This window comes from Catenuloplanes niger (assembly GCF_031458255.1).
GTDB lineage: Bacteria > Actinomycetota > Actinomycetes > Mycobacteriales > Micromonosporaceae > Catenuloplanes > Catenuloplanes niger.
On sequence record NZ_JAVDYC010000001.1, the window covers coordinates 6,413,543 to 6,438,549 of the forward strand.

The 25,007-nt window shown below is 72.6% G+C and carries 24 protein-coding genes; 12 read left to right on the forward strand and 12 right to left on the reverse strand.

The window, feature by feature from the left end; translation table 11 throughout:
- Positions 1-14: 14 nt before the first annotated feature.
- Entirely contained in the window at positions 15-662 is a 648-nt protein-coding gene (locus J2S44_RS28515; RefSeq protein WP_310420190.1) for a TetR/AcrR family transcriptional regulator, read from the reverse strand.
- Positions 663-737: 75 nt separating this feature from the next.
- Here J2S44_RS28515 and J2S44_RS28520 point away from each other — a divergent pair, with 75 nt between their 5' ends.
- From J2S44_RS28520 to J2S44_RS28545, 6 genes are all read left to right on the forward strand, one after another.
- The gene (locus J2S44_RS28520; protein WP_310420192.1) at positions 738-1,877 is read left to right on the forward strand and encodes an acyl-CoA dehydrogenase family protein; all 1,140 of its coding nucleotides are present in this window, start codon (positions 738-740) and stop codon (positions 1,875-1,877) included.
- Positions 1,878-1,899: 22 nt separating this feature from the next.
- Positions 1,900-3,069, forward strand: coding sequence for an acyl-CoA dehydrogenase family protein (locus J2S44_RS28525; protein ID WP_310420194.1), 1,170 nt, complete (start codon positions 1,900-1,902; stop codon positions 3,067-3,069).
- A gap of 41 nt (positions 3,070-3,110) precedes the next feature.
- Positions 3,111-4,091 (forward strand): NAD-dependent epimerase/dehydratase family protein, encoded by a 981-nt coding sequence (locus J2S44_RS28530; RefSeq protein ID WP_310420196.1) that lies wholly within the window; start codon positions 3,111-3,113, stop codon positions 4,089-4,091.
- Positions 4,091-4,606 (forward strand): macro domain-containing protein, encoded by a 516-nt coding sequence (locus J2S44_RS28535; RefSeq protein WP_310420198.1) that lies wholly within the window; start codon positions 4,091-4,093, stop codon positions 4,604-4,606. The genes J2S44_RS28530 and J2S44_RS28535 overlap by 1 nt, the downstream gene beginning before the upstream one ends.
- Positions 4,603-4,959 carry a VOC family protein gene (locus tag J2S44_RS28540; RefSeq protein WP_310420199.1) on the forward strand — a complete coding sequence of 119 codons (357 nt, stop codon included), beginning with the start codon at positions 4,603-4,605 and terminating at the stop codon, positions 4,957-4,959. Before J2S44_RS28535 ends, J2S44_RS28540 begins: the two co-directional genes overlap by 4 nt.
- Before the next feature lie 67 nt (positions 4,960-5,026).
- Complete coding sequence (locus tag J2S44_RS28545; RefSeq protein WP_310420201.1) at positions 5,027-5,482, forward strand: DUF1232 domain-containing protein; 456 nt, start codon at positions 5,027-5,029, stop codon at positions 5,480-5,482.
- Positions 5,483-5,528: 46 nt separating this feature from the next.
- Here the strand turns inward: J2S44_RS28545 and J2S44_RS28550 are convergent, their stop codons facing one another.
- The 3 genes from J2S44_RS28550 to J2S44_RS28560 all read right to left on the reverse strand — a co-directional run bounded on the left by J2S44_RS28550 (position 5,529) and on the right by J2S44_RS28560 (position 9,341).
- Positions 5,529-6,875, reverse strand: coding sequence for a hypothetical protein (locus tag J2S44_RS28550; RefSeq protein ID WP_310420203.1), 1,347 nt, complete (start codon positions 6,873-6,875; stop codon positions 5,529-5,531).
- Positions 6,876-7,245: 370 nt separating this feature from the next.
- On the reverse strand, positions 7,246-8,082 hold the full coding sequence (locus J2S44_RS28555; protein WP_310420205.1) for an LPXTG cell wall anchor domain-containing protein: 837 nt from the start codon (positions 8,080-8,082) through the stop codon (positions 7,246-7,248).
- A gap of 92 nt (positions 8,083-8,174) precedes the next feature.
- A complete protein-coding gene (locus J2S44_RS28560) occupies positions 8,175-9,341 on the reverse strand; it encodes an RtcB family protein (RefSeq protein WP_310420207.1) in 1,167 nt (388 codons plus the stop codon).
- Positions 9,342-9,479: 138 nt separating this feature from the next.
- On the opposite strand from J2S44_RS28560, the gene J2S44_RS28565 reads away from it, so the two are divergent.
- The 3 genes from J2S44_RS28565 (at position 9,480) to J2S44_RS28575 (ending at position 14,024) form a co-directional block, all read left to right on the forward strand.
- Positions 9,480-10,904, forward strand: a complete 1,425-nt coding sequence (locus J2S44_RS28565; RefSeq protein ID WP_310420209.1) for a sigma 54-interacting transcriptional regulator — start codon at positions 9,480-9,482, stop codon at positions 10,902-10,904.
- 4 nt (positions 10,905-10,908) lie between these two features.
- A complete protein-coding gene (locus J2S44_RS28570) occupies positions 10,909-12,885 on the forward strand; it encodes a hypothetical protein (protein WP_310420211.1) in 1,977 nt (658 codons plus the stop codon).
- A gap of 992 nt (positions 12,886-13,877) precedes the next feature.
- Entirely contained in the window at positions 13,878-14,024 is a 147-nt protein-coding gene (locus J2S44_RS28575; protein WP_310420213.1) for a hypothetical protein, read from the forward strand.
- A gap of 362 nt (positions 14,025-14,386) precedes the next feature.
- Here J2S44_RS28575 and J2S44_RS28580 read toward each other — a convergent pair whose 3' ends face one another.
- The 7 genes from J2S44_RS28580 to J2S44_RS28610 all read right to left on the reverse strand — a co-directional run bounded on the left by J2S44_RS28580 (position 14,387) and on the right by J2S44_RS28610 (position 20,221).
- On the reverse strand, positions 14,387-15,268 hold the full coding sequence (locus J2S44_RS28580; protein ID WP_310429476.1) for an IS5 family transposase: 882 nt from the start codon (positions 15,266-15,268) through the stop codon (positions 14,387-14,389).
- Positions 15,269-15,392: 124 nt separating this feature from the next.
- The gene (locus tag J2S44_RS28585; RefSeq protein ID WP_310420215.1) at positions 15,393-16,925 is read right to left on the reverse strand and encodes an aldehyde dehydrogenase family protein; all 1,533 of its coding nucleotides are present in this window, start codon (positions 16,923-16,925) and stop codon (positions 15,393-15,395) included.
- A gap of 58 nt (positions 16,926-16,983) precedes the next feature.
- Positions 16,984-17,505 (reverse strand): hypothetical protein, encoded by a 522-nt coding sequence (locus tag J2S44_RS28590; RefSeq protein WP_310420217.1) that lies wholly within the window; start codon positions 17,503-17,505, stop codon positions 16,984-16,986.
- 10 nt (positions 17,506-17,515) lie between these two features.
- Entirely contained in the window at positions 17,516-18,247 is a 732-nt protein-coding gene (locus J2S44_RS28595) for a hypothetical protein (protein WP_310420219.1), read from the reverse strand.
- Positions 18,237-19,259 carry a hypothetical protein gene (locus J2S44_RS28600; RefSeq protein ID WP_310420221.1) on the reverse strand — a complete coding sequence of 341 codons (1,023 nt, stop codon included), beginning with the start codon at positions 19,257-19,259 and terminating at the stop codon, positions 18,237-18,239. The genes J2S44_RS28595 and J2S44_RS28600 overlap by 11 nt, the downstream gene beginning before the upstream one ends.
- Before the next feature lie 23 nt (positions 19,260-19,282).
- The gene (locus J2S44_RS28605) at positions 19,283-19,684 is read right to left on the reverse strand and encodes a TIGR03668 family PPOX class F420-dependent oxidoreductase (RefSeq protein WP_310420223.1); all 402 of its coding nucleotides are present in this window, start codon (positions 19,682-19,684) and stop codon (positions 19,283-19,285) included.
- Positions 19,685-19,687: 3 nt separating this feature from the next.
- Positions 19,688-20,221, reverse strand: a complete 534-nt coding sequence (locus J2S44_RS28610) for a hypothetical protein (RefSeq protein ID WP_307244902.1) — start codon at positions 20,219-20,221, stop codon at positions 19,688-19,690.
- A gap of 240 nt (positions 20,222-20,461) precedes the next feature.
- On the opposite strand from J2S44_RS28610, the gene J2S44_RS28615 reads away from it, so the two are divergent.
- The 3 genes from J2S44_RS28615 to J2S44_RS28625 all read left to right on the forward strand — a co-directional run bounded on the left by J2S44_RS28615 (position 20,462) and on the right by J2S44_RS28625 (position 24,426).
- Positions 20,462-22,159 carry a long-chain-fatty-acid--CoA ligase gene (locus tag J2S44_RS28615; protein WP_310420225.1) on the forward strand — a complete coding sequence of 566 codons (1,698 nt, stop codon included), beginning with the start codon at positions 20,462-20,464 and terminating at the stop codon, positions 22,157-22,159.
- Positions 22,160-22,310: 151 nt separating this feature from the next.
- Positions 22,311-23,483: a cytochrome P450 family protein gene (locus J2S44_RS28620; RefSeq protein ID WP_310420227.1), complete on the forward strand. Its 1,173-nt coding sequence runs from the start codon at positions 22,311-22,313 to the stop codon at positions 23,481-23,483.
- A 37-nt stretch (positions 23,484-23,520) separates the two neighbouring features.
- Positions 23,521-24,426, forward strand: coding sequence for a phosphatase PAP2 family protein (locus J2S44_RS28625; protein WP_310420229.1), 906 nt, complete (start codon positions 23,521-23,523; stop codon positions 24,424-24,426).
- A 136-nt stretch (positions 24,427-24,562) separates the two neighbouring features.
- Here the strand turns inward: J2S44_RS28625 and J2S44_RS28630 are convergent, their stop codons facing one another.
- Positions 24,563-24,949, reverse strand: coding sequence for a response regulator (locus J2S44_RS28630; protein WP_310420231.1), 387 nt, complete (start codon positions 24,947-24,949; stop codon positions 24,563-24,565).
- Positions 24,950-25,007 lie beyond the last annotated feature (58 nt).

Here is a 25,007-nt window from a genome sequence, read left to right on the forward strand (position 1 = left end):
AAGAGATCATAAAACTAGCGCCGCAAGTTTTCACCGTACCGGAACTGGTCATAGGTGCGCGTCAGTCCGTCGATCAACGCGTCCAGGCCGAGCGTGAACGCGCCCTCGTCCACGCTGCGCTGGTGCTCCGCGAGCCGGTGCGCCTGGGTGAGGTGCGGGTAGTCCTCCGCGTAGAGCGCCGGGTCCTCGACGAAGCCGCGGGCGAACGAGCCCAGCGCGGAGCCGGCCACCAGGTATCGCATCAGCGCGCCGATGTGCGTGGCGCGGGCCGGTGGCCAGCCCTCGCGGACCAGCCCGCCGTAGACCGCGTCCGCCATCCGCAGCGCGGCCGGCCGCCGGCCCGGGCCGCGGGCCATGTGCGGCACGATGTTCGGGTGCGCGGCCAGCGCGGCCCGGTACGAGTGGCCCCAGGTGCGCAGCGCCTCCGGCCAGGGACGATCCGCGAACGCGGCGGTCTCCACGTGCTCGATGATCGCGTCGGCGACCGCGTCCAGGATCTCGTCCTTGGTGGCGAAGTGGTTGTAGAGCGACGGGCCGCGCACGCCCAGCTCGGCCGCGAGCCGCCGGGTGGAGACCGCGTCCAGGCCCTCCTCGTCGATCAGCGCGGTCGCGGTCGCGATGATCCGCTCCCGGCTGAGGAGGGCTTGCTTCGGTCTCGGCATGTCTCTCCCTGGACTTCGCAAAACTATCGGCGCTAGTTTAATGGCGTCGGGCCACCCGCGGACAGGGGAACGCTCATGGATCTTGCACTCTCACCCGAACAGCACGCCGTGCGTGAGCTGGCCGCGCGCTTCGCCGACCGGGAGCTGCTGCCGCACGCGGCCGAGTGGGACCGCCGCGAGTCGATCGACCCCGGCATCGTCAAGCAACTCGGCGACCTGGGCTTCCTCGGCCTGACCATCCCCGCCGCCGAGGGTGGGTCGGAGGGCGACCACCTGGCGTACTGCCTGGTGCTGGAGGAACTCGGGCGGGGCGACTCGGCCGTCCGCGGCGTGCTCTCCGTCTCGCTCGGCCTGGTCGCCAAGACCATCAGCGGGTACGGGTCGGCGGCGCAGCGATCCGAGTGGCTGCCACGGCTGTGCGCGGGAGACGCGCTCGGCTGCTTCACGCTGACCGAACCCGGGACCGGCTCGGACGCCGGCTCGCTGACCACCCGGGCCGAGCGCGCCGGCACGGACTGGCTGATCAGCGGCGAGAAGACCTTCATCACGAACGGTACGTGGGCGGACGTCGCGCTCGTGTTCGCGCGCACCGGCGAGCGGGTGAGCGCGTTCCTCGTACCCACGGACGCCCCCGGCTTCGCCCGGCACGAGATCAAGGGGAAGCTCGGGCTGCGGGGACAGGCCACGGCCGCGCTGTCGTTCGACGCCGTGCGCGTGCCGTCCACCGCGCTGGTCGGCGCCGAGGGTGCGGGACTGCGGATCGCGATGTCCGCGCTCGCCAAGGGGCGCATGTCGGTCGCCGCCGGATGCGTCGGGATCGCGCAGGGCTGCCTGGACGCGGCCGTCTCCTACGCGGGCTCGCGCACCCAGTTCGGCAAGCCGGTCGCGGGACACCAGCTGGTGCAGCAACTGCTGTCCGCCATCGCGGTGGACACCGCGGCGGCCCGGCTGCTGACCTGGCGGGTGGCCGACCTGATCGACCGCGGCGAGCCGTTCGCCACCGAGTCGTCGATGGCGAAGCTGTTCGCCAGCGAGGCCGCGGTCCGGTGCGCGAACGACGCGCTGCAGGTCTTCGGTGGCTACGGATACATCGACGAGTACCCGGTCGGCAAGTACCTGCGCGACGCGCGGGTCATGACGCTCTACGAAGGCACCACCCAGATCCAGCAGCTCATCATCGGCCGGGCGCTGACCGGCATCAACGCCATCTCGTAACTGTTCTGGAGGGGAATCGGCCGTGGACTTTTCGCTGAGCGACGAGGAGAAGGCGATCCGGGAGACGGTTCGCACCTTTGTCGAGAAGGAGGTCATGCCGCTGGAGGACACGGTGCTGCGCCGGGAGCGCGCGCACCGGCCGGGCCTGACCCTGGAGGAGCTGCGCGAACTGCAGCAGAAGGCGCGGGCGTTCGGCTTCTGGGGCCTCGCCACGCCGGAGGAGTACGGCGGGATGGCGCTGCCGGCCGTGATGCAGTCGCTGATCTGGACCGAGCTCGGGCGCACCGTCGTGCCGTTCCGGTTCGGCGGCGAGGCGGACAACATCCTCTTCTACGCGTCCGCGGAGCAGAGGGAGGAGTTCCTGCTGCCGACGATCGAGGGGAAACGGATCTCGTGCTTCGCGATCACCGAGCCGGGTGCCGGATCGGACGCGGCGAACATCCGGATGTCCGCGCGCCAGGACGGCGACGACTGGATCCTCAACGGGGAGAAGACGTTCATCACCAACGGCAACGAGGCCGACTTCGCGATCGTGGTCGCGGTGACCGACCGGGCGCTCGGCGCGCGCAAGGGCGGCGCGACCGCGTTCCTGGTCGACCGCGCGATGGGGTGGCGGTCGGAGTTCATCCAGACCATGGGCGAGGGCGGGCCGGCGTCACTGATCTTCGAGGACGTGCGGGTGCCGTCCCGGAACATCCTCGGCACCGTCGGCCAGGGCTTCGAGCTGGGCATGCAGTGGATCGGCAAGGGGCGCTACACGATCCCGTCGCACGCCATCGGCATCGCGGAACGCGCGCTGGAGATGGCGCTCGCGCACGCCCGCACCCGGGAGACGTTCGGCCGGGTGATCGGCGAGAACCAGGCGATCCAATGGATGATCGCCGACTCCGAGGTCGAGCTGGAGGCGGCGCGCATGCTGGTGCTGCGGGCCGCGTGGACCGTGGACGCCGGGCTGGACCCGCGGCACGCGTCGTCGATGGCGAAGCTCTACGGCGCCGCCATGGTCAACAACGTGGTGGACCGGGTGCTGCAGATCCACGGCGGCATGGGGTACACCCGCGAGCTGCCGATCGAGCGCTGGTACCGGCAGGTGCGGCTCTACCGCATCTTCGAGGGCACGGACGAGATGCAGCGGCTGATCATCTCCCGGGACCTGCTGCGCGGGTACACGAAGATCGGCCTTCTGCTGTAGGCAGAGTGTGCCGGCGGCATCGGTCGGGCAGTCTCTACCGCATGAGGCTGCTGGTGCTGGGCGGGACCGAGTTCGTGGGCCGGGCGGTGGTGGAGGCCGCGGTCGCGCGCGGATGGTGGGTGACCGTGCTCAACCGCGGCCGCAACACGGTGACGCAGACCGGGGTGGTGTCGCTGCGGGGGGACCGGCTCGCCGCGGACGGGCTCGCCGCGCTGGACGGGCTGTCGTTCGACGCGGTGGTGGACACGTGGAGCGGGGAACCGTCCGCCGTGGCCGCCGCCGCGTCCACGGTCTCCGCCACCTCCTACGCGTACGTCTCCAGCCGGTCCGTCTACGCCTGGCCGGCGCCCGCCGGTGCCGCCGAGTCCGCGCCGCTGGTCGACCCGTCCGACGACGTCGCGGACTACGCGGGCATCAAACGGGCGGGCGAGCTGGCCGCGGTCGAGCACTTCGGCGACCGGGCGCTGCTGGTCCGCGCCGGGCTGATCCTCGGACCGTACGAGAACGTCGGGCGGCTGCCCTGGTGGCTGCGGCGCGTCGCACGCGGCGGCGACGTGCTCGCGCCCGGCCCGGCGTCGCTGCCGCTGCAGTACGTCGACGCCCGCGACCTGGCCGAGTGGACGCTCGACGCGCTCGCCGCCGGGCTCGGCGGACCGGTCAACCTGGTCAGCCCGTCCGGCCACGCCACCATGTCGACGCTGCTCACCGCGTGCGTCACGGCCACCGGCGCGGATGCGCGCCTGCGCTGGGCCCCGCCGCGGGTGATCCTGGACGCGGGCGTGGAACCCTGGACCGACCTGCCGGTCTGGCTCCCACCGGGCGAGATGCACGACGCGATGCACACCTCCGACGTGTCCCGCGCGCTCGGCACCGGCCTGCGCTGCCGCCCGGTCGAGGAGACGGTGGCCGACACCTGGGCCTGGCTGCGGTCGATCGGCGGCGTCGCACCGCAGCGCCCGGACCGGCCACCGGTCGGCCTCGACCCGGACGCCGAGGCCGCGATCCTCACGGAGCTGCGCTGATGCCGGTGCTCGAGGTGGTGCTCGGCGACCTGGTCGCGCAGCGCGTGGACGCGATCGTCACCGCGGCGAACGAGTCGCTGCTCGGCGGCGGCGGAGTCGACCGGGCCGTGCACGCGGCGGCCGGACCCCGGCTCGCCGAGGCGGGATCCGCGCTCGCACCGCTCGACCCGGGTGACGCGGTCGCCACCCCCGCGTTCCGCCTCGACCCGCCGGTCCGGCACGTGATCCATACGGTCGGGCCGGTCTGGGAGGGCGGCGGCTACGACGAGGCGGCCGTGCTCGCGTCCTGCTACCGGCGGTGCCTGGCGGTCGCGGACACGCTCGGGGTGCGCAGCCTCGCCGTTCCGGCGATCAGCACCGGTGTGTACGGGTACCCGCCCGCCGAGGCCGCGCGCATCGCGGTGTCGACGCTGCGCACCACCCGTACCGGCGTGGCGGTGGTGCGTTTGGTCGCGTTCGACCAGGGAAACCTGGAGCTTCTGAGATCGGAGCTGCTGGCGCAGGAGGTGTCATGACGGTCCGTTTCGCACAGTGGACGATCGACGCGCTCGATGTGGAGCTGATGGCGTCGTTCTGGAGCGCGGCGCTCGGCTACCGGGTGGAGCGGGAACCGGACGGATCCGCGCACCTCCGGTCGCCGGTGGACGGCGAGCCGAGCGTGTGGCTGCAGGCCGGCGGCGCGGTGAAACGGGACAAGAACCGCAACCACCCCGACCTGCGGCCGGCCACCGGGAGCACGGTGGACCAGGAGGTGGAACGGCTGATCGCGCTCGGCGCGACCCGGGCCGACGTCGGGCAGAAGGGCGACGAGCCGTTCGAGGTGCTGGCCGACCCCGAGGGCAACGAGTTCTGCGTCCTGCACCCGTAGATTTCACTCATTCCCGGGTGCGGAGCGCCGAGGGGCGGTAGCGTGACCGGAGCGCTACCGTAGCGGTATGTCTGTGGAAGGACGACTGTGGGTCGCCGGGATCGCCCTGCTCATGCTCGCGATGCTGGCCGGCGCGATCGTCCTCGGCTTCCGCGTCTGGAAGATGCGCCGCATGCTCACCGAGCTCGGCGCGGGCGGCAAGTTCGCGTTCTGGGGCGCGATCATCTACACGATCTCGCCGGTCGACCTGCTGCCCGACCCGATCCTGCTGGACGACATCGGCGTGCTGGCGGGATCGTTGCTCTACCTCACCCACCTGGTGCGTAAGGTGCGCGCGGGCCGCCGTCCGCCGGTGCAGCAGGGCGGGCCGCTCTACACCACGCCCCTCGCGCCACCGCCTTCCTCGGCACCGCCCGCCGCGCCGCCGTATCCGCCGTATCCGCAGCAGGCGCCGCCGGTGCCCACCTCGCCGTCGCCCCACCGCCCGCTTCCGCCCGCGGGACCGAACCCGCCGACCACCTGATCGTTCGGTCAGCGCGCGCCATGTGCTGCCGCGCCGGCGGGAGCGGTCAGTCGGCGTTGTCGGTGAGGCGGTCGCCGCGGCGGGCCAGCATCTTCAGGCCGGGGATGCCGGCCACCGCCAGCCGCAGCTCCCGGGTGACCTCCAGCAGGTCGTGGATGTCCGGGCCGACGCGGTCCAGCGTGTGCAGGATCGGCAGGATGCTCTGCGTGAGGTGGCCGGTCAGCTTCGGCAGCTCGTCGATCAGCCGGATCGCGGCGTCGACCTCCTCCGGCGACAGCTGCTCCACGAACCGGTGCGCCATCGGTGCCGCCCGGTAGAGCGTCGGCGCATACGACGCGAGCAGCTCGTCGGCCGTGACCGCGGTGTTCTCCACCCGCGCGACCAGCGCGGACGCTCGCCCGGCGACTTTCTCCGCGCCGGTCACCACGCCCTCCGCGGACCCGGCCACCCGGGTCGCGGCCTCGATGATCAGCGCGGCTTCCTCGATCGCCTCGGTCGCGGCCGCGCTGATCAGCACGACCTCCTGGATCGCGGTCCTCGCCTCGCCGACCAGCGTGCCGGCCGTGCCCACGGTCTCGCCGGTGCGGCCGATCAGCCCGTTCGCCTCACCCAGCAGCGTCTCGATCGCGGTCACCGCGTGCTCGGCCCGCGTGATCAGCCCGGCGGCCCCACCGATCGCCTGATCCGCGTGCGCCACCAGCGTCTCCGCCCGCCCCACCAGCACACCGGCCTCGTCGATGGTGCCGCCGGCGCGGCTCACCAGCGTGCCGGCCTGGTCGATGGTGCCGCCGGCGCGGGTGACGAGCGTGCCGGCCTGGTCGATGGTGCCGCCGGCGCGGGTGACCAGGCCGTCGGCGGTGTCGACGGTGGTGCCGGCGCGGCCGACCAGCAGTTCCGCCGTGCCGATCGTCGTCTCGACGCGGGTGACCAGCGTCTCCGCGGTGTCGACCGTCGTCTCGACCCGTGCGATCAGCGTCTCGGCCGTGTCGACCGCGGTGCCGACCCGGCCGGTCAGCGTCTCCACGTCACCGAGCACGGTCAGCAGCCGGCCCGGTGCCGAGGCCAGCGCGACCGCGGTCGAGACCGCGCCCCGGGCCACCTCGGTCGCCGCGTCCCGGGCCGCGCCCGCCACGCCGGGCGCGCCGGCGAGCACGTCCTGCGCGACGTTCAGCGCGCCCTGCGCCACGCCGATCGCGCCCTGCGCGGCGAGCAGGCTCGCGTCGACCGCGCCGCGGGCCGCTTCGGACGCGAGCCGGCCCGCGGGATTGTCACGGGCGGCCCGGCCGATCGCGCGGTGGGCGACACCGCTGAGCGAGGCGGCGCCGAGCGCGGCCCCTTCCAGCGCGGCGCGGCCGTAGCCGAACAGGTCAGCGGGTCGGGGTAGCGGAGCCATACCCCCATTGTCCCCTGCCGGGACCACCGCCAACCACGCACCGTGAGAGAGCCGGATACCGGCGGGCCGCCCAGCCCTGTGGGACTCGATCGCCGGAGGCGGTCCGCGAAGAGCACGCACCCTGGGGGAGCCGACGCACCCTGGGGGAGCCGACCACGCACGCGGAGAGCGGGACGCCGGTGGACCCGGGGCCGGCCGACCACGCGTCGTGCGGCCCGGCGGTCGGCGACCGAGCGCCGGCGAGCCGGGCCGGCCGAACCGGACCACGACGAACTCCTCCGACGTCTCCGGGTCCTGCAGCTCGATCACCTGCCCGATGCCGCCGCGGGCCACGCACGGTGCGGGGCGTGGCCGGCGGCGGACCGGCTGCTCAGGAGACGAAGCGGGTGCGGCGGCGGGCGATCAGGAAACCGGCCGCGCCGCCGATGACGAGCAGCGCGCCGATGCCGGCGAGCACGGCGGTGTTCGCACCGGTGATCGGCAGTTCGCCGCCGCCGGCGCCGCCCGGGGGCGGGGTGGTGGCCGGTGCGCCCGCGGTGCCGGTCGCGGTGGGCGCCGGCGAACCGGACGGGGAGGCCGTCGGCGACACGGACGGCGAGGCCGACGGCGTCACCAGTCGCGGGTAGGCGAAACCGACCGAGGACGGCGTCGCGGGCGCGGGCAGTTCCCGGGCCTGGAGCGTCAGCGCCGTCTCGGTGCCGGCGACCGGCGTGCCGGCACCGGTCTCGGCGGCCGCCAGCGCGTCGATGTCGCCGCCCAGCGGCGCGGTCGACCGCGGCTGCCAGTTCCAGATCACCGACGTGACCCGGCCGGCCTGCGCGTCCGGCGTGGCGGCGACGCGGAACGGCCAGGCCGCGTACGTGCCGCCGGCCGCCAGTTCGGTGTCGAACTCGCACCACGCGCCGTCGAGGTTGCTGTCGGTGAAGTACCGGCAGTTCGTGAAGTCCTTCGGCAGGTCCAGGTCGTCGACCACGCGGATCCGCAGCAGGACGCCGTTGACCGGCTGTGCGCCGTAGTGGTGGACGCCGACCGTGACCGGCACGGACTCGCCCCGGTGGATCGGGAACGGGACCGGCTTGCCGGCCGCGTCCACGTCGGTCACCGTGCCGAGCACCGGCGGGTCCACGGCGGCCTGCGCGGCGGTGGGGACGGTGAGCGCGGCGACGGCCAGGCCGGCCACGCCGATCATTCGGAACAACGTCTTCATCTGTGTACGGTCTCCCCGTTGGTCGATACGACGGAGAGACCGTACACAGGTAGCGACGCGTCCTCATCGGACTTTCGGGCCGTACCCGATGGTCAGTCGCCCTTGACGTTGATGAACTGGCGGAGCGTGTGGCGGATCTCGACCAGGTCGGCCGCGTCCGTCATCACCTGGTCGATCGGCTTGTAGGCGGCCGGGATCTCGTCGATGAACGCGTCCGTGTCGCGGTACTCGATGCCTTTCATCGCCGCGCGGAGCTGGTCACGGGTGAACGTGCGGCGCGCGGCCGAGCGCGAGTAGTTGCGGCCCGCGCCGTGCGGCGCCGAGTTCAGCGCGACCGGGTTGCCCTTGCCGACCACCACGTACGACGCGTCGCCCATCGAGCCGGGGATCAGGCCGGGTACGCCGCGCGCCGCGTTGATCGCGCCCTTGCGGGACAGCCAGACCTCGCGGCCGAAGTGCGTCTCGCGGGTCGTGTAGTTGTGGTGGCAGCTGACCCGCTCGGACTCGATCACGGCCTCGCCCTGCCACTCGGCGAAGCAGGCGACCACCCGGTCCATCATCTCCTCGCGGTTGAGCAGCGCGTACTCCTGCGCCCAGTTCAGCGCCGCGATGTACGCGTCGAACTCGGCCGTGCCCTCGACCAGGTACGCCATGTCCAGGTCGGGCAGGTCGATCCAGTACCGCTTCATCAGGTCCCGGGCGACCTGGATGTGGTGGCCGGCGATCCGGTTGCCGACGCCGCGCGAGCCGGAGTGCAGGAACAGCCAGACCATGCCGTTCTCGTCCGTGCTGCACTCGATGAAGTGGTTGCCGGAGCCGAGCGAGCCGAGCTGCAGCTCCCACCGGGCCGCGAAGTCCGCCGGGTTGAATCCCGCCTTGTCCGACATCTCGGTCAGGTGGGCGACGCGGGCGGCCGCGGTCGCGGTGAGCGTCTTGTTCACGCCGCCGGCGGAGAGCGGGATCGCCCGCTCGATCGCCTCGCGCAGCACGGAGAGCTTCCCGACCAGCGACGACCGGTGGAACTGCGTCTTCACCGCGGCCATGCCGCAGCCGATGTCCACGCCCACGGCGGCCGGGATGATCGCGCCGAGCGTCGGGATGACCGAGCCGACGGTCGCGCCCTTGCCCAGGTGCGCGTCCGGCATCAGCGCCAGGTGCGGGAAGATGAACGGCAGCGTGGAGGTACGTTCGGCCTGCTCACGGGTCTTCGACTCGAGAATGCTCGCCCAGTTGATGAGCCGCTCGTTGATCTTCTCCATGGTGACGTTCCTCCCCTCGGAACCAACAACAACGAAGATCAGCCTGCCGTACGCAAGGGGTGGCGGCAGCCTATTTTTCAGCCGCCAGCGGACAAACAAAAGCGGCGGAGCCTCCGTTTCGCGGGCTAGGTTCGGTGGGTGACAGAAACGCCAGAGGCGCTTGTGCCGAACCCGCCCGCCGGCCTGCCCCGCACGATCGGGGAGCTCAAGGCCGCCGGCCACATCTTCCGGACCGTCAAGGAGGAGCTGCGGGAGAACCTGCTCGCCCAGCTCCGCAGCGGGGAGACGCGCTTCCCCGGCGTCGTCGGCTACGACGACACCGTGCTGCCCGAGGTCGAGCGCGCGCTGCTGGCCGGGCACGACATGGTCCTGCTCGGCGAGCGCGGCCAGGGCAAGACCCGCCTGATCCGCTCGCTCGTCAACCTGCTCGACGAGTGGACGCCGGTGCTGCCCGGCTCCGAGCTCAACGAGCACCCGCTGCGGCCGCTCACGCCGTCCGCCCAGGCCCAGGTGCGCCAGACCGGGGACGACACCCCGATCGCCTGGCTGCACCGGAGCATGCGGTACGGCGAGAAGCTCGCCACGCCGGACACCAGCGTCGGCGACCTGATCGGCGACGTCGACCCCATCAAGATCGCCCAGGGCCGTACGCTCGGCGACCCGGAGACGATTCACTTCGGGCTCGTCCCGCGCACCAACCGGGGCGTCTTCGCGGTCAACGAGCTGCCCGACCTCGCCGAGCGCATCCAGGTCAGCCTGCTCAACGTGCTGGAGGAGCGGGACATCCAGGTCCGCGGCTACCAGCTGCGCATGCCGCTGGACATCCTGCTGGTCGCGTCCGCGAACCCGGAGGACTACACCAACCGCGGCCGGATCATCACGCCGCTGAAGGACCGGTTCGGCGCGGAGATCCGCACCCACTATCCGGTCGAGCTCGAGATGGAACTCGACCTGGTCAAGCAGGAGGCCGACCTGGCCGCCGAGGTGCCGGACCACGTGCTGGAGATCGTCGCCCGATTCGCCCGGGCGGTGCGTGAGTCGCCGAGCGTCGACCAGCGCTCCGGCGTCAGCGCCCGGTTCGCGATCGCGGCCGCGGAGACCGTCGCGGCCGGTGCGCTGCGCCGGGCCGGACTGCGCGGCGAGGCCCAGCCGGTCGCGCGCGTCGCGGACACCACGTCGATCGTCTCCACGCTGCGCGGCAAGGTCGAGTTCGAGAGCGGCGAGGAGGGCCGGGAGATCGAGATCCTGGCGCACCTGCTGCGCACCGCGGTCGCGGACACGTTCCGGGCCAAGCTGTCCGGCCTCGACCTGTCCGGCTTCACCGACCTCGCCGCGGACGGCACCATCATCGAGAGCGGCGACATGGTCAGCGCGGACGAGCTGCTCAACCAGGTCGGCACCGTGCCCGGCCTGGCCAAGGTGCTCGACCGGCTCGGCCTCGGCGACGCACCCACCCGCGGTGAGGCCGCGGCCGGCGTGGAGCTGGTCCTGGAGGGCCTGCACCTGACCCGGCGGCTGGCCAAGGACGTCACCGACGACGGCCGCACGATCTACGGGAGCTGACACGATGGCCGGAAACCGGTTCCGGTACGGCGCGTGGCGGGACGGGCCGGACCCGCTCGCCCCGCCGTTCGACGTGCGGGCCGCGGTCGACCAGGTCGGCGGCGAGATCCTGGAGGGCCGCAACCTCCGGGACGCGCTGCGCGACCTGCTGCGCCGCGGCCCCCGGGGCGAGCGCGGCCTGGACGACCTGACCGCGCGGGCCAAGCGCATGCGCCGCGAGGCGATGCGGCGCGGCAACCTGGACGGCGCGGTCACCCGCTCGCGCGCGCTGCTCGACCAGGCGCTCGCCGCGGAGAAGGACGCGCTGAACCGCAGCGACGACCCCGAGGCGATCTTCAAGCACGCGCAGCTGGACAACCTGCCCCGGTCCACGGCCCGCGCGGTCGACGAGCTGTCCGAGTACCGGTGGACCAGCGACGAGGCCCGGCAGCTCTACCAGCAGATCCTCGACGGCCTGCGGAACGAGGTGCTGGAGCAGCGGTTCGCCGGCATGAAGCAGGCGCTGCAGAACGATCCGCAGGCCGCCGCGCGGATGGCCGAGATGATGGCCGACCTCAACGCGCTGCTCGAACGGCACGCCCGTGGCGAGGACACCACGGACGCGTTCGCCGAGTTCATGCGCCGGCACGGCGACATGTTCCCGGAGAACCCGGAGACCGTCGACGAGCTGATCGACGCGCTGGCCCGCCGTGCCGCCGCGGGCGAGCGGCTGATGCGGTCGCTCTCGCCGTCGCAGCGCGAGGAGCTGGAGAGCCTGATGGCGCAGGCGTTCCAGAACTCCGGGCTGGCCGAGCAGATGGCCGCGCTCGGCGACAACCTGCGCACGCTGCGGCCCAACCTCAACTGGGGCGGTCGCGAGCGGGTGCAGGGACGCGGCGAGCTCGGCTACGGCGACGCGGCCGGCGCGCTGGAGGAGATCGGCGACCTGGACGACCTGATCGACCAGCTCGGCCAGGACCATCCCGGCGCGACGCTGGACGACGTCGACGTCGAGGCGGTCGAGCGCCAGCTCGGCCGGTCCGCGGCCGACGACGTACGCCGGCTGCGCGATCTGGAACGGGAACTGCGCCGGCAGGGCTGGGTGCAGCGCGGCCAGGACGGGCTCACGCTCAGTCCCAAGGCGCTGCGCCGGCTCGGCGGCACCGCGCTCCGGCAGGTCTTCGCGCACCTCGGCGACGGCCGCCGCGGCCAGCACGACCTGCGCTCCGCCGGCGCCGCGGGCGAGCTGACCGGCGCGTCCCGCCCATGGGAATTCGGCGACGAGCAACCGCTGGACGTGGTCCGCACGCTCGGCAACGCGATCCGGCGTACCGCCTCGGCCGGTCAGGCCCCGATCCCGCTCCGGCTCCAGCCGGACGACTTCGAGGTGGCCGAGACCGAGCGCCGCGCGTCCGCCGCCGTCGCCGTGCTGGTCGACCTGTCATATTCGATGTTCGCGGACGGCCGGTGGGGCCCGATGAAGCAGACCGCGCTCGCGCTGTCCCACCTGGTCGCCACGAAGTTCCCGCAGGACGCACTGGAGATCATCGGTTTCAACCGGTATGCCGTGCGCCTCACCCAGCAGGAGCTCGCGGAGATCGAACCGACCCGGCTCCAGGGCACGAACCTGCAGCACGCCCTGATGCTGGCCGGCCGCCACCTGCGCAAACACCCGCAGGCCGAACCCGTGGTGCTGGTCATCACGGACGGCGAGCCGACCGCGCACCTCGACGCCGACGGCGAGGCCTGGTTCGACTGGCCGACCACGATGGAGACGCTGCGCGCCACGCTTACCGAGGTCGACCACCTCACCCGCTACGGCGCCACGCTGAACACGTTCATGCTCGGCGACGACGAGGGCCTGCGCCGCTTCGTCGAGGGCCTGGCCCGCCGCAACGGCGGCCGCGTCTTCGCCCCCGACGCCGACGAACTCGGCTCCTACGTCGTCTCCGACTACATCCGCGCCCGTCGCGGCCGCCGCGGCGGCGGCCTGGCCGCCTGACGATATCCGCTCCCGGCGCCGGCCGCTCGCGTTCTTCGCCCGCGGCCGGCGCCGCCTTTCATCGTCCCGCTCCCGGCGGCGCATTCCCCGCACGCTCCCGCGGGCACCGGTCGTCGCTGGCGCTCCTCCCTTCCGGATCCGAGGCCGCAAGACCGACGCCGGCCACCGTGCCCGCGCGGGCCTCCCGTCCCGGCCGAGTCCGGCCGCCACCCGACCCGACACCCGCGCCCACGGAGACAGAGGCCTGCCCACGCCCCCGAGGCGAGCACACCCCACGCCGGCCGACCGGAATTCCGGCTATGGGCGCAAACCGGTCCCCACGCGTGATCCACGATCATGCGTGACGATCGTCGAGGCGCGAGTTCCCCTCGACGGCCGTCAAGATCGTGGTTGGCGGGACACGTTTGGTGAGATCTGGTGAGAACGCGTTGTGGCGACATCTGTGTGGCGAGACCTGTGTGGGGAGATCGCGTTTGGCGAGAACGCGCCGGCAAGACCGGTTTGGCAAGAGCGTGCCGGTCGGAGCGCACACTGGTCGGAGCGCGCGAGCGAGCACGGCCTGATTATGGCTCGCGCCGGTTTTCGTCGTCAGGAATCGTGCGGCGGGCGGCGCAATCTGTCGTTTCGCTCTTTCGCCGTCAGGGGATCGTGCGGCGGGCAGCGCAATCAGCCGTTCCGCGACTGATATTCCGACATCCGGCAATCTCGGAGCGCACGGTAATCCTCATCTCGGCCCCAGGAGATCAGGAATGAGCGATCTCGGGTCGAGGCGCTCGCGAGCGCGCCCAAAGGCGATGGCTCCCGTCAACTTCGATCAGCACTGCCGCTCTAGATGAGATAAATAGCGAAATTTCGGGCACCAAGCGCCGAAATCCTGTGTTGAATCACGCGCTCGCGCTCGCGCTCGCGACCGCGCTCGCGACCGCGTTCGTGGTCGCGGTCGTAATCGGGCCGCGCGCGTAATTGCAGCCGCGTTTACGCGCGCTCCCTTTATGGCCGCGACCGCGTTTGCTTTCGCGACCGCGTTTGCTTTCGCAACCGCGGTCGTCACGGTGTTCGCCTTCGCCACGGCGTTTGCGTCCGTCACGGTGCTCGTGTTCGCCACGAGGTTTCTATTCGTCACCACGTTTGCGTTGTGATCGCGTTCTCAAACGCGCTTGTGCTTGTGGCCGGGTTCGCGTTCGTGACGGCTTGGCGTTCGTGACCGGTTCGCGGTCGTGACGGCTTGGCGTTCGTGACCGGTTGGCGTTCGTGACCGGTTCGCGTTCGCAGCCGCGATCGGGATCGCCGTCGCGGCCGGAAGGCGACGAGCGCCGGGCTCGCGGGGCTTCTCGGTGACCGGCGGCGGGACCGGCTCCGGACGGCGGACCGGAGCGGAGCGCCAGCGGAGTCGGAGGGGAGCCGGAGGTTGGCCCGCGGGAGCATGCGGGCAGTACCGGGCCGGAAGCGGGAAGATCCGCTTCTGAATGCTTTTGGCGCTCCGCTAGAGCGTGTATCGAAGTCAGAGCCAGATGTTGATGCAGGCGATCTGGACGGTGGCTTCGTAGCGGACGGCGAGTTTGTCGTACCGGGTCGCGACCGCGCGGTGCTGCTTCAGCCGGCTGATCCCGCGTTCGATGGTGTTCCGTTGTTTGTACCGCTCAGCATCGAAGTCGTAGGGCCGGCCGCCGGCTGCACCCTTCCGGGTGCGGCCGGCGGCCTGGTCGGTCTTGATCGGGATGACACAGGTGATCCGGCGGCGGCGCAGATAGGCGCGGTTGGCCCGGCTGGAGTAGGCCTTATCGGCCATCACCGCCTCCGGCCGGGTTCTCGTCCGGCCGGACAGTTTCACGACCTTCACCCGTTCCAAGACCTTGACGAACTGCGGGCTGTCGCCCCGGTGCCCGGCCGTGACCACGATCGCCATGGGCTTGCATCCCTGCTCACAGGCCAGATGGACCTTTGTCGTCCAGCCGCCACGCGACCGGTCCAACCCGTGATCGTCAGGCTCCGGATCACCGACACCGCCCGGCGGCTCCGCCTGCCCGGCGCTGTCGCGGCGTGCTCCGGCGGCATGCTGATGCGCCCGCGCGATGGTCGAATCAACCGACAGATTCCAGATGATCGCGCCCACCGCCTCGGCCAAAGCTTGCAGCCGGGCGAGGATTCTCGACCAGGTCCCGTTGCGTTGCCACCGGCGAAACAAAGCGTATGCCGCGGACCATGACCCGTAACACGGCGGTATGTCCCGCCACGCACAGCCGACCCTCACCCGCCATCGGATCGCGTCGATCACCGTCCGTCGGCACGTCGCAGGCGGGCGGCCGGAACGCCGCTGGTCAGGAACAGAAAGCAACGGCTCCAGACGCGCCCACTGCACGTCGGTCAGGTCATGCCGCCGCAACACCGCTAAGGTGTCCACGAGGTCTCCGGTATTCAGGTGTTTCTTGGTCGAAAAACCTTCTACCGGAGACCTCGCCTATTTCAGCCACGACGCGCCGCAACCCTCGTGGACTTCGATACACGCTCTAGAGGCGGAACCCGAGATCCGCGGTGAGGTCGGCGACGTCCATCTGGGCCTTCTGGAGACGGCCGGAGTGGTCCCAGTTCATCGACTGCCAGCGGGTGAACTGGTCGAGGACCCAGCGGCCGGACTGGCGGCTGCCGTTGCCGGACTTGCCGTTCCCGCCGAACGGTAGGTGCGCCTCGGCACCGGAGGTGGAGTTGTTGACGCTGACCATGCCGGCCGAGACGCGGCGGCGGAACGCGAAGACCTCGGCCGGGTCGGTGGTGTAGATGGCGCTGCTCAGGCCGTAGCCGGGCAGGTTGGCGAGGCGGATCGCGTCGTCGAGCGTGTCGTAGGGCAGCACGCCGACCAGCGGGCCGAACGTCTCGTGCAGGAAGATCGGGTCGGTCTCGGTGACGCCGGCGACGATGGTCGGGTGGTAGTAGAGGCCGGCCTCGGCCGTGCCGGTGAAGCCCTTGCGCGGCGCGTCCGCGGTGATCCGGCCGGTCGCGGACGAGCCGGAGACCGTGTGGTGCGGCGCGATCCAGCCGAGGTATTCGTCGAAGCGCGCGGCGAACCGGGCGTCGAGCAACGGGCCGAGCACGACGTCGCCGGCCGGGTCGCCGACCGGCGCGGCCTCGACCGCGGCGGTGAACCGGCGGAGGAACTCGTCGTGCACGCTCCGGTGCACGATCACGGTGCCCAGTGAGGTGCAGCGCTGCCCGGCGGTGCCGAAGCCGGCGAAGAGCGCGCCCTCGACGGCCAGGTCCAGGTCCGCGCTCGGCGTGACCACCATGGGATTCTTGCCGCCGAGTTCCAGACAGGGCGACTGGAGGTGCTGGCCACACAGCTCGCCGATCCGGCGTCCGACCTCGGTGGACCCGGTGAAGCCGACCTTGTCGACGAGCCCGGCGTCGAGCGCGCGGGACAGCCCGGCGAACGTGTCGTCACCGTGCGCGAAGACCAGCTGGAGTACGCCGTCCGGCAACCCGGCCGCGACGAACAGTTCGTAGAGCGCGTGCGCGGACGCGGCGGCGTACTCGGCCGGTTTCCAGACCACGGTGTTGCCGGTGAGCAGCGCGGGCACCAGGTACCAGGACGGGACCGCGACCGGGAAGTTCCCCGCGGTGATCACCGCGACCGTGCCGACCGGGTTTCGGAACGTGAACAGCTGCTTGTCCGGCATCTCGCTCGGCACGGTCTCGCCGTAGAGCCGCCGCCCCTCGCCGAGGAAGAACTCGCAGGTGTCGACGATCTCCCGGACCTCGCCGAGCGCCTCCGCGTACGGCTTGCCGATCTCCCGGGTGACCAGGCGGGCCAGGGCCTCCGCGTTCGCCTCGACCAGCCGGCCGGCCGCGCCCATCACCCGGCCGCGGACCGGTGCGGGCACGTCGGCCCAGGCCGGCTGGCGTTCGTGCGCGGCCGTGCAGGCGGCGACGAACGTGTCCGCGTCGCCGAGCAGCACCTCCGCGACGACGTCGTCGGTGCGGGCGGGGTTGACGGACGGGTAGACGGTGCCCGCGCGCTCATCGGCCGGACGCGAAGTGATCCTCATCGACGTACGATCTCACGCCGTGGGCCCGGCCGTCATCGACGGTGATCGACGGCGGCCGTCAGTCGTCGACCACCGATTCCAGCCGGCGGCTGTTGCCGCTGAAGAAGTCGATGGCCGCCTCGATCTCCGCGGGTGCGGACGCGACCGCGGCCAGGCTGATGAGCAGCTCCGCACCGTACCGGCGACGGTTGGCCCGCATGGTGCGCAGCACCTGGAGGTTGTCGTCCGCGGCGGCGGCCGGGTCGTGCAGGCGAACCAGCAGGCACGGTACGCGGCCCACCCGGCTCAGCCAGATCCGGTCGATCTGCGTCCACCGGGCGTGCGTGTCGTAGCTGGCCAGCGCCGCGGTCCGCACGCGCAGGCCGTAGGGGGAGACGGTGGCCGGCGCCAGGATCCTCCCGGCCATGAACGAGCCCACGAAGAGCAGCAGGACCAGGCCCGAGGCGGCGAGCGCGACCAGCGGCGCGGCGGCCCGCCCGGTGACGGCCACCGTGGCGAGCGGCGCGAGCAGTACGGCGGTCAGCACACCGAACGCCAGTCGGTCATGCCGTCCGCGCAGCACCAGAACCCCGTCGGACACGAAGTGGATCTTACGACGCGGCCCGCCGCCGGTCGCCCAGGACGAGACGCAGGATCAGCGCCGCCCCGAGCGCCAGCAGCCCGGCGGCGACGGCTTCCGGCCACCGGCCCTCCACGAGCCCCCACGCGGTGCCGGTCAGGCCGGGCAGCAGCATCGTGATGATCACCGTGCCGGCCGCGGTCGTCCGGAACGGGTCGCGGGGTCGCGGCGCCACGCCCGGGCCGGCACCCGGCACGTCCTCCAGCCGGTGCAGGCCGCCGCTGAGCCGGGGGATCGCCTCGGCGAGCGCGCCGGCGCCGGGGTGCAGGGCCCGCAGCGGAAGCACCACGTGGGCTCCGTACCGATCGTGGTTGCTCCGCATGTGCCGCAGCAGCATCCGTCGGTGCCCGGCGACCCGCTCGGGGTCCTTCAGCCGGATCTTCAGGAGCCGCGCCGGATGCGCCGGCTGGTACCAGATCCGGTCGATCTGGTCCCACCGGACCTCGACGTCGAGCCGGAACGGGTTCGCGGCGCGACTCCGCAGCCCCTCCGCGCCGAACCGGGCCGCCGTCAGGTTCGGGAGCAGCACGGCGAGGAAGCAGGCCCACGCGGCCAGGAGGAGCGCGACGAAGGAGAAGCCGTCGTCGGGCGAGCCGGCGTCCAGGCCGGCGGCGGACCGAAGTCCGACCGGCAGCAGCAGGACGCTGACCAGCAGCACGTTGACGAACAGGAAGGGTGCGCGAAGGGTCAGGTCACGCGACATGTTCCAGCTCCCGGGTGCCGCCGCTGCGGTGGGCGACGGCGGTGGCGAGGTAGGCCTCGTCCATGTTCGATCCGGCGGTCCGGATGATCACGTCGGCGCCGGTGCGGGCGCGGTTGCGGCGCATGCGGGCGCGCAGCCGCTCGTTGCCGCCCGCGATCGCGTCCGGGTTGTCGAGCAGCACCAGCACGGCCGGGCTCCGGCCGTGGCGGCTGTGCCAGATGCGGGCGACGCGCGGCCACGGGACCGTCAGGTCGTACGCGAGCGGGTGTGCCACGCGTAACCGCAGGCCGCTCGGCGCGATGATGTTCGGCGCGGCCAGCGGTCCGGCGACCCGCAGGCCGAGCAGCACCGCGGGGACCGCGATCAGCACGGCGACGGCCAGCGCGACCGGGGAGGCGTCACCGGCGTAGACGAACGTCCACGGGACCAGCGTCGGCATGCCGATCAGGAGCAGGAAGAGGAACGCCCGGTTGTCGCCGATCACCACGTCGTAGCTGCCGGGCACCGGGTCGACGTACGCGCGTTCCAGCCGCAGCCGCCCGCCGCTGAACCGGGTGACCGCGTCGGCGACCAGCGGCCGGTTCCGGGTCTCCGCCGGCAACGGCAGGAGCAGGTCCGCGCCGCGACGGCTCCGGGAGCGGTGCATGCGCCTCCGGAACGCGAGGTCGCTCCCGGCGACGGCGTCCGGGTCACGCAGCCGGACGCCGATCGACGGCCCGTTCGTCCAGATCCGCCCGACCGCGTCCCAGGGAATCGTCGGGTGGTATCGATATCCGGCCGGGTGGGCGGCGACCACGAGGCCGCGCGGGGAGAACCGGGGCGGCGTGCGCGACTGGCCGATCATGACGACGGCCGGGAAGAGCCCCATCGCGAGGCAGAGCACGCGGAGCGCCGGGCTGAAGACGTCGTTGTCGCCCATGAAGCCGGTGAACTGGGGCAGACCCAGGATCAACAGGTAGAAGGGCAGATGACCTGCGACGGGGGTACGGAGGACGAGCTCGTCGGCGCGCACGACGGTGATCGTAGTGGCGGTCGTCAACCGTCCGAACAGGACCAACCGGACCAGGTGTCGATCGTGAGGACGAGCATCGGGCCCGCTGGGGGCGTTTCGGCGTACTGCGGGTATTTGGCCGTGAGCGCGTCGAGCGCGGCCGGCGGGGCGGTGTCCAGCACGGTGACCGTGCCGTCCAGGCGGACCCACCACAGGTGGGTCCAGTCGTCGTCGTACTCGTCGATCAGCAGGGAGGCGACGCCGGTCGCCCGGGCGTTGGCCAGGCGGCGCAGGCGTACCGTCCGCTTGGGTTTGTGGTCGACCGCGCTGACGACCTGGTCGCCGACCAGGGCGAAGCAGATCGGCACCAGGTGCGGCCGGCCGTCCGCGCCGACCGTGGCCAGCCGGCCGACGCGCGCGTCCGCCACCCGGGCGCGGAGGTCCATCGCCTACCAGCCGGTGAAGCCCGCGGCCGCGAGCGTGCGGGTCAGTTCCGGCAGGTGCAGCGCGCTGATCAGGTGCATCGCCTCCGGGTGGCGCAGTTCCGCGGCCGCGGCGAGGTCGCGGGCGTCCGGCGCGGTCAGCCGGTCGACGTCCTCCGGGACCGGTGCGATCGCGGTCGCGGCGACGGCCAGGTCCGCGTCGGTGAGCAGCGCGGCGGCCCAGCTGGCCAGCACCTCGTCGACCTGTGCCCGCCACGGCTCGCCGGGTGTGGGGTGCACGTCGGAGCCGGTCAGCCAGTCCAGCCGGCCCGCGCCGCCGGTGCCGGTGATCAGCAGCAGGCCGGCCTCCAGGTCGGTCGGGTAGCGCAGCCGGGCCGCGATCGCGACCGCGGCGCGGACCTGCTCCTCGGCCAGCCGGAAGGACAGGAAACCGGGCCGCGGCGGGTACGCCGAGAGCAGCCAGCGAGTCGTCGCGTGGATCACCGGGGACAGGTCGGTGAAGGGTGCCGACCCGGTTGACTCGATCGGCTCGGTGGTCATGAGAACCTCGCAAAGGCGTGCTGCGCTTGGAGACTCGCCGTGCGACGGTGCGAGCGAGCAGGCCTCATGGTAGGTGAGCAGGGCCCGTCCGCCAGCCCCGTGCTCGGGTGAACCCGAAAAAATTACCCGTTCGCGGGGTGATCAATCGGACTTGTGGCCATCGATGCACCCATGAGCGACGCTCGGTTTCCGATCATCCGGCTGGTAACCTACGGAAACGTAGGTTACGGAACCGTAGGAGTGCGTGTGGCAGACGATCGGCCCTGGCTGGCGGCCTACCCCGAGGGAGTTCCGGCGGACATCACCGTCCCCGAGAAGCCGCTGACCGCGAACCTGGATGCCGCCGTCGCCCGCTTCCCGGACCGGGTCGCGCTCGACTTCCTCGGCGCCGCCACCACGTACCGGCAGCTCGGTGACCAGGTCGCGCGCGCGGCCGGTGCGCTGCACGAGCTGGGCGTCCGCGCCGGTGACCGGGTCGCGCTGGTGCTGCCGAACTGTCCGCAGCACGTGGTCGCGTTCTACGCGGTGCTCCGGCTCGGCGCGATCGTGGTCGAGCACAACCCGCTCTACACCAAGGACGAGCTCGCGCACCAGCTCGCCGACCACGGCGCCCGCGTCGCGATCGTCTGGCAGAAGGTCGCGTCGCTGGTCGACGCGACCCGGGACCGGACCGGCGTCGAGACGATCGTCGCGGTCGACCTGCCCGCCGCGCTCCCGCTGGTCAAGCGGCTCGCGCTGCGCCTGCCGGTCCCGGCGGCCCGGAAGACCCGCGCGGACATGACCGGCCCGGCCCCGGCGTCCGCGCTGGACTGGGAGAAGCTGATCGCCCGCGCCGCGCCGGTCGCGGACGGCGTGCCCGGACCGTCCGTGGACGACACCGCGATGCTGCAGTACACCGGCGGCACCACCGGCACGCCCAAGGGCGCGATCCTGTCGCACCGCAACCTCGCCGCGAACGCTGAGCAGAACCGGTTCTGGCCGCCCGGCCTGCGGGACGGCGGCGAGACGTTCTACGCGGTGCTGCCGATGTTCCACGTGTACGGCGTGACGCTCTGCCTGACCACGGCCATCACGATCGGGGCGACGCTGGTGCTGCTGCCCCGGTTCGACCCCGGCATGGTGCTGGACGCGGCCAAGCGCCGCCCGCCCACGTTCTTCCCGGGCGTACCGCCGATGTACGACCGGCTCGGCGCCGAGATGCGCAAGCGCGGTGTCGACCTCTCCTCGGCCCGCTACGCGATCTCCGGTGCCATGGCGCTGCCGCCGGACACGGTCGACCGGTGGGAGAAGCTGACCGGCGGTCTGCTGATCGAGGGCTACGGCATGACCGAGACCTCGCCCATCACGATCGGCAACCCGATGTCGAAGAACCGGCGCGCGGGCTCGATCGGCGTGCCGTTCCCCTCCACCCGGGTCCGCCTCACCGACCCCGAGGACCCGTCCGTGGAGGTGCCCCGCGGCGAGCCCGGCGAGCTGCTCATCCAGGGCCCGCAGGTGTTCTCCGGTTACTGGAACCTGCCGGAGGAGACCGCCCGGGTGCTGCTGCCCGGCGGCTGGATCCGCACCGGTGACGTGGCCGTGATGAGCGAGGACGGCTACCTCACGATCGTCGACCGGATCAAGGAACTGATCATCACCGGCGGCTTCAACGTGTACCCCTCCGAGGTGGAGGAGGTGCTGCGCGGGCACGCCGACGTGGCGGACGCGGCCGTGGTCGGCATGCCGGGCAAGGACGGCGGCGAGCAGGTCGTCGCCGTGGTGGTGCCGGTCGAGGGCACCCAGCCGGACCCGGAGACGCTGCGCGCCTGGACGCGTGAGCGGCTGGCCGGCTACAAGGCGCCGCGCCGCATCGTGATCGTCCCCGAGCTGCCGCGCAGCATGATCGGCAAGGTGCTCCGCCGGCAGGTCCGCGAGAACCTCCTCGCCGACGGTTCCTGACCCCACCGCAGCCGCGCCCGGCGGGCCGGGCGCGGCTGGCCGGGCCGTTCCGGCGACGTGGCCGGCACCCGGCTGATGGCGGCCGGGCGTGCTCGCGGCGTGCGGTCGCCCGGTGGGTTTTCCGGCCCGGCCGCCGGGTAGTTCCGTTGCCATGAGCGTTTCCGGAACCGCGGTCGGCGCGCCCCGCACCGAGAGCGGCAGGACGGAACGGCGACGGCCGCCCCGGGCCACCGCGAGGGACACGGTCCGCGTGCTCACCCGGGTGCTCGCGCCCGGCGTCGCCCGCGGCGTGGTCGTGCCGCGCCCGTGGACCGGCCGGCTCGGCCTGGACCGGTTCGCGGACGCCGAGATCAACCGCCTGCGCGACCGGTACGGGCTCGGCCCGCTGCGCCTCGCCGTGCCGGGCCGCTCGGTCGCGCTGATCCTGGACGAGGGCCATGCCCGCCGCGTGCTCTCCGGGGAATTCCCACCGGTGGGACGGGAACGCCGCAGCGCGCTGGCGCACTACACATTCGGGAGCGCGCCGGCGCATCAGACGGCAGGGAGCCCGGACGCGGAGGTCGAGCCGCCGGGTGACGTGGAACGGATCGTCCGCGAGGAGATCCGGCCGCTGGCCGCGGACGGCACGATCGGCTGGGACGAGGTGCGGCCCGCGCTGCGCCGCGCGGTCCGCCGGATCGTGCTCGGCGACACCGCCCGCGACGACGAGCTGCTCACCGGCCTGCTCGACCGGCTGCGCACGGATGCGAACTGGGGCTACCTGCGCCGCCGCCGCGACCCGGTGCGCTGGCGCTTCCTGGCCCGGATCCGCGCCCACCTGCGCCGCGCCGGCCGGGCCGAGGGCACCGGGACGGTGCCGGAGTCGCTGGTCGAGCGCGCGCCGCTGCTGCTCGCCGAGCTGGAGGACGCGGGCGCGGTGGCGTACCGGGCGCTCGGTCTGCTGGCCGCGCACCCGGGCGCGCCGGCCGAGGCGCGCGCGGACGTCACGTACCTCCAGGCCGCTGTGCGGGAGGCCCGCCGGCTGTGGCCGGACGAACCCGCGGTGCTGCGCGACACCCGCCGCAAGACGCGCTGGGACGGCGCCGAACTGCCGGCCGGGACCACGCTCGTCGTTCCCACGGTCTGGCTGCACCGGCCGGCCCGCTTCGCGCCCGTCGCCTCCACGCTCCCGCCCGACCCGGCGCTCCGGACCGCGACCGCGATGATCAAGAGCCTGATCGACGGGTACGACGTGCGCCCGGCCGGGCCCGGCGGCCTGATCCCGATGCCACGCACGCTCCACCCGTCCGAGCTGCGGTTCTCGTTCCGCCGCGCGCGGGAGTGAGGGCTGGTTCACAGGTTCGCGGATTAGTGTCCTCCGGATGGACCGGCGGCAGGGTTACCTCGCGACCTGGCTCGTGCTGCTGACCGTGGCGCAGGCCGCCGCGCTGCTCGCCGTCTACCGGGTCTTCGTGCAGACCCGGACCGGCCAGGCCGTCGACACCATCGCGCTCACCGCGAACTGGATCGGCTACGAGGAGCTGTACCGCCCGGTCACGCTGGTGCTGAACACGATGTCCGTGGTGTCGCTCGCGCTGGTGACCGCGCTGGTCTTCTTCATCGCGGTGTACCGGCGGCGGTACCGGCTCGCGATCGTCGCGATCGTGGTGATCGCCGGCGCGAACGTCACCACCCAGCTGCTCAAACACCAGGGGCTGCGGCCGGAGTACGGCATCGACCCGTGGCGGGAGGGCAACACGCTGCCCAGCGGCCACACCACGATCGCGGCCTCGGTGGCGATCGCGTTCATCCTGGTCCTGCCGCGGGCGATCAGCGCGGCCGGGACACTGGCGCTGGCCGGGTGGGCCGCGTTCGCCGGGGTGGCCACGCTCGCGGCCGGCTGGCACCGGCCGAGTGACGCGGTGGCCGCGTTCCTGGTCGCCGGCGCCTGGGCCTCCGCGACCAGCCTCATCCTCGTACCGTCGCCGCTCGCCGTTGTTCCCGGTCCGGATCGGGGCATTCTCCGGGGCACCGGTCCCGGGTGGGCCGCGGGCACGCTGCTGGGTGGTGGGGTGGCCGCGCTGGTGGTGGCCGGGCTGCTGCTCTGGCTCACCTACGACGTGATCAACTGGTCGATCGAGGAGCTGAGCCGGACCCGGCTGCTGGTCGCCTACGCGGGCGGCGCGGCCGGGATCGTCGGCACCGCCGGCGTGGTGCTCGGCCTGATCGCCGCGACCGTGCCGCGGCTGGTGCCACCGCGCGCACCGCTCGCGCGCGCCACCGACTGACGCGGCCGTCGGGGGAGCGCCGACGCGGGATCGGCGGCCCGGCCGGAGGTCTCTTGCGGGAGAACCGGTGTTTCTGCCGGCACGGGCCGCCGAGGCGCGATCCTACGGTCCGCGCCGTTCAACGTTGAGTGTGGGGTCAGTGGCGAACCGCGCGGAGCGCCGCGGTGGCGAGCGCCGTCTCGACCGTCTCCAGCAGGTGACGCGACTGGAACGGCTTCGGCACCAGGTAGTCGTGCGGGCTCGGCGGGTCGTTCAGCTCCTCCGCCCGGAGCGAGCCGCTGGCCAGCACGATCGGCAGGTTCGCGGTCTCCGGGTCGAGCCGCAGCGTGTTGCGCACCTCCAGGCCGGTCATGTGCGGCATCTGGTTGTCGATGATCAGCACGTCCGGCCGGTCCTGGCGGACGCGGGCCAGCGCCGCCGCACCGTCCTCCTCGACCGTCACGACGTGACCGGCGCGGCGCAGCACGGCCGCCACGATGGCGCGTAAGTCCGGATCGTCGTCGGCAGCGATGATGGTCGCCATACGTCCTCCCAGTGCCGTTGCAGCCGGGCTACCCCAACTGCTTTCAAGCACTAAAACA

Bases quoted from the DNA above. Each gene is read 5' to 3' on its own strand.
- J2S44_RS28570 (WP_310420211.1), top strand. From the start codon at position 10,909: ATGGCCGGAAACCGGTTCCGGTACGGCGCGTGGCGGGACGGGCCGGAC.
- J2S44_RS28535 (WP_310420198.1), top strand. From the start codon at position 4,091: ATGCCGGTGCTCGAGGTGGTGCTCGGCGACCTGGTCGCGCAGCGCGTG.
- J2S44_RS28540 (WP_310420199.1), top strand. From the start codon at position 4,603: ATGACGGTCCGTTTCGCACAGTGGACGATCGACGCGCTCGATGTGGAG.
- J2S44_RS28560 (WP_310420207.1), bottom strand. From the start codon at position 9,341: ATGGAGAAGATCAACGAGCGGCTCATCAACTGGGCGAGCATTCTCGAG.
- J2S44_RS28595 (WP_310420219.1), bottom strand. From the start codon at position 18,247: ATGTCGCGTGACCTGACCCTTCGCGCACCCTTCCTGTTCGTCAACGTG.
- J2S44_RS28515 (WP_310420190.1), bottom strand. From the start codon at position 662: ATGCCGAGACCGAAGCAAGCCCTCCTCAGCCGGGAGCGGATCATCGCG.
- J2S44_RS28555 (WP_310420205.1), bottom strand. From the start codon at position 8,082: ATGAAGACGTTGTTCCGAATGATCGGCGTGGCCGGCCTGGCCGTCGCC.
- J2S44_RS28575 (WP_310420213.1), top strand. From the start codon at position 13,878: ATGGCCGCGACCGCGTTTGCTTTCGCGACCGCGTTTGCTTTCGCAACC.
- J2S44_RS28585 (WP_310420215.1), bottom strand. From the start codon at position 16,925: ATGAGGATCACTTCGCGTCCGGCCGATGAGCGCGCGGGCACCGTCTAC.
- J2S44_RS28620 (WP_310420227.1), top strand. From the start codon at position 22,311: ATGAGCGTTTCCGGAACCGCGGTCGGCGCGCCCCGCACCGAGAGCGGC.
- J2S44_RS28610 (WP_307244902.1), bottom strand. From the start codon at position 20,221: ATGACCACCGAGCCGATCGAGTCAACCGGGTCGGCACCCTTCACCGAC.
- J2S44_RS28520 (WP_310420192.1), top strand. From the start codon at position 738: ATGGATCTTGCACTCTCACCCGAACAGCACGCCGTGCGTGAGCTGGCC.
- J2S44_RS28530 (WP_310420196.1), top strand. From the start codon at position 3,111: ATGAGGCTGCTGGTGCTGGGCGGGACCGAGTTCGTGGGCCGGGCGGTG.
- J2S44_RS28625 (WP_310420229.1), top strand. From the start codon at position 23,521: ATGGACCGGCGGCAGGGTTACCTCGCGACCTGGCTCGTGCTGCTGACC.
- J2S44_RS28550 (WP_310420203.1), bottom strand. From the start codon at position 6,875: ATGGCTCCGCTACCCCGACCCGCTGACCTGTTCGGCTACGGCCGCGCC.
- J2S44_RS28605 (WP_310420223.1), bottom strand. From the start codon at position 19,684: ATGGACCTCCGCGCCCGGGTGGCGGACGCGCGCGTCGGCCGGCTGGCC.
- J2S44_RS28630 (WP_310420231.1), bottom strand. From the start codon at position 24,949: ATGGCGACCATCATCGCTGCCGACGACGATCCGGACTTACGCGCCATC.
- J2S44_RS28545 (WP_310420201.1), top strand. From the start codon at position 5,027: ATGTCTGTGGAAGGACGACTGTGGGTCGCCGGGATCGCCCTGCTCATG.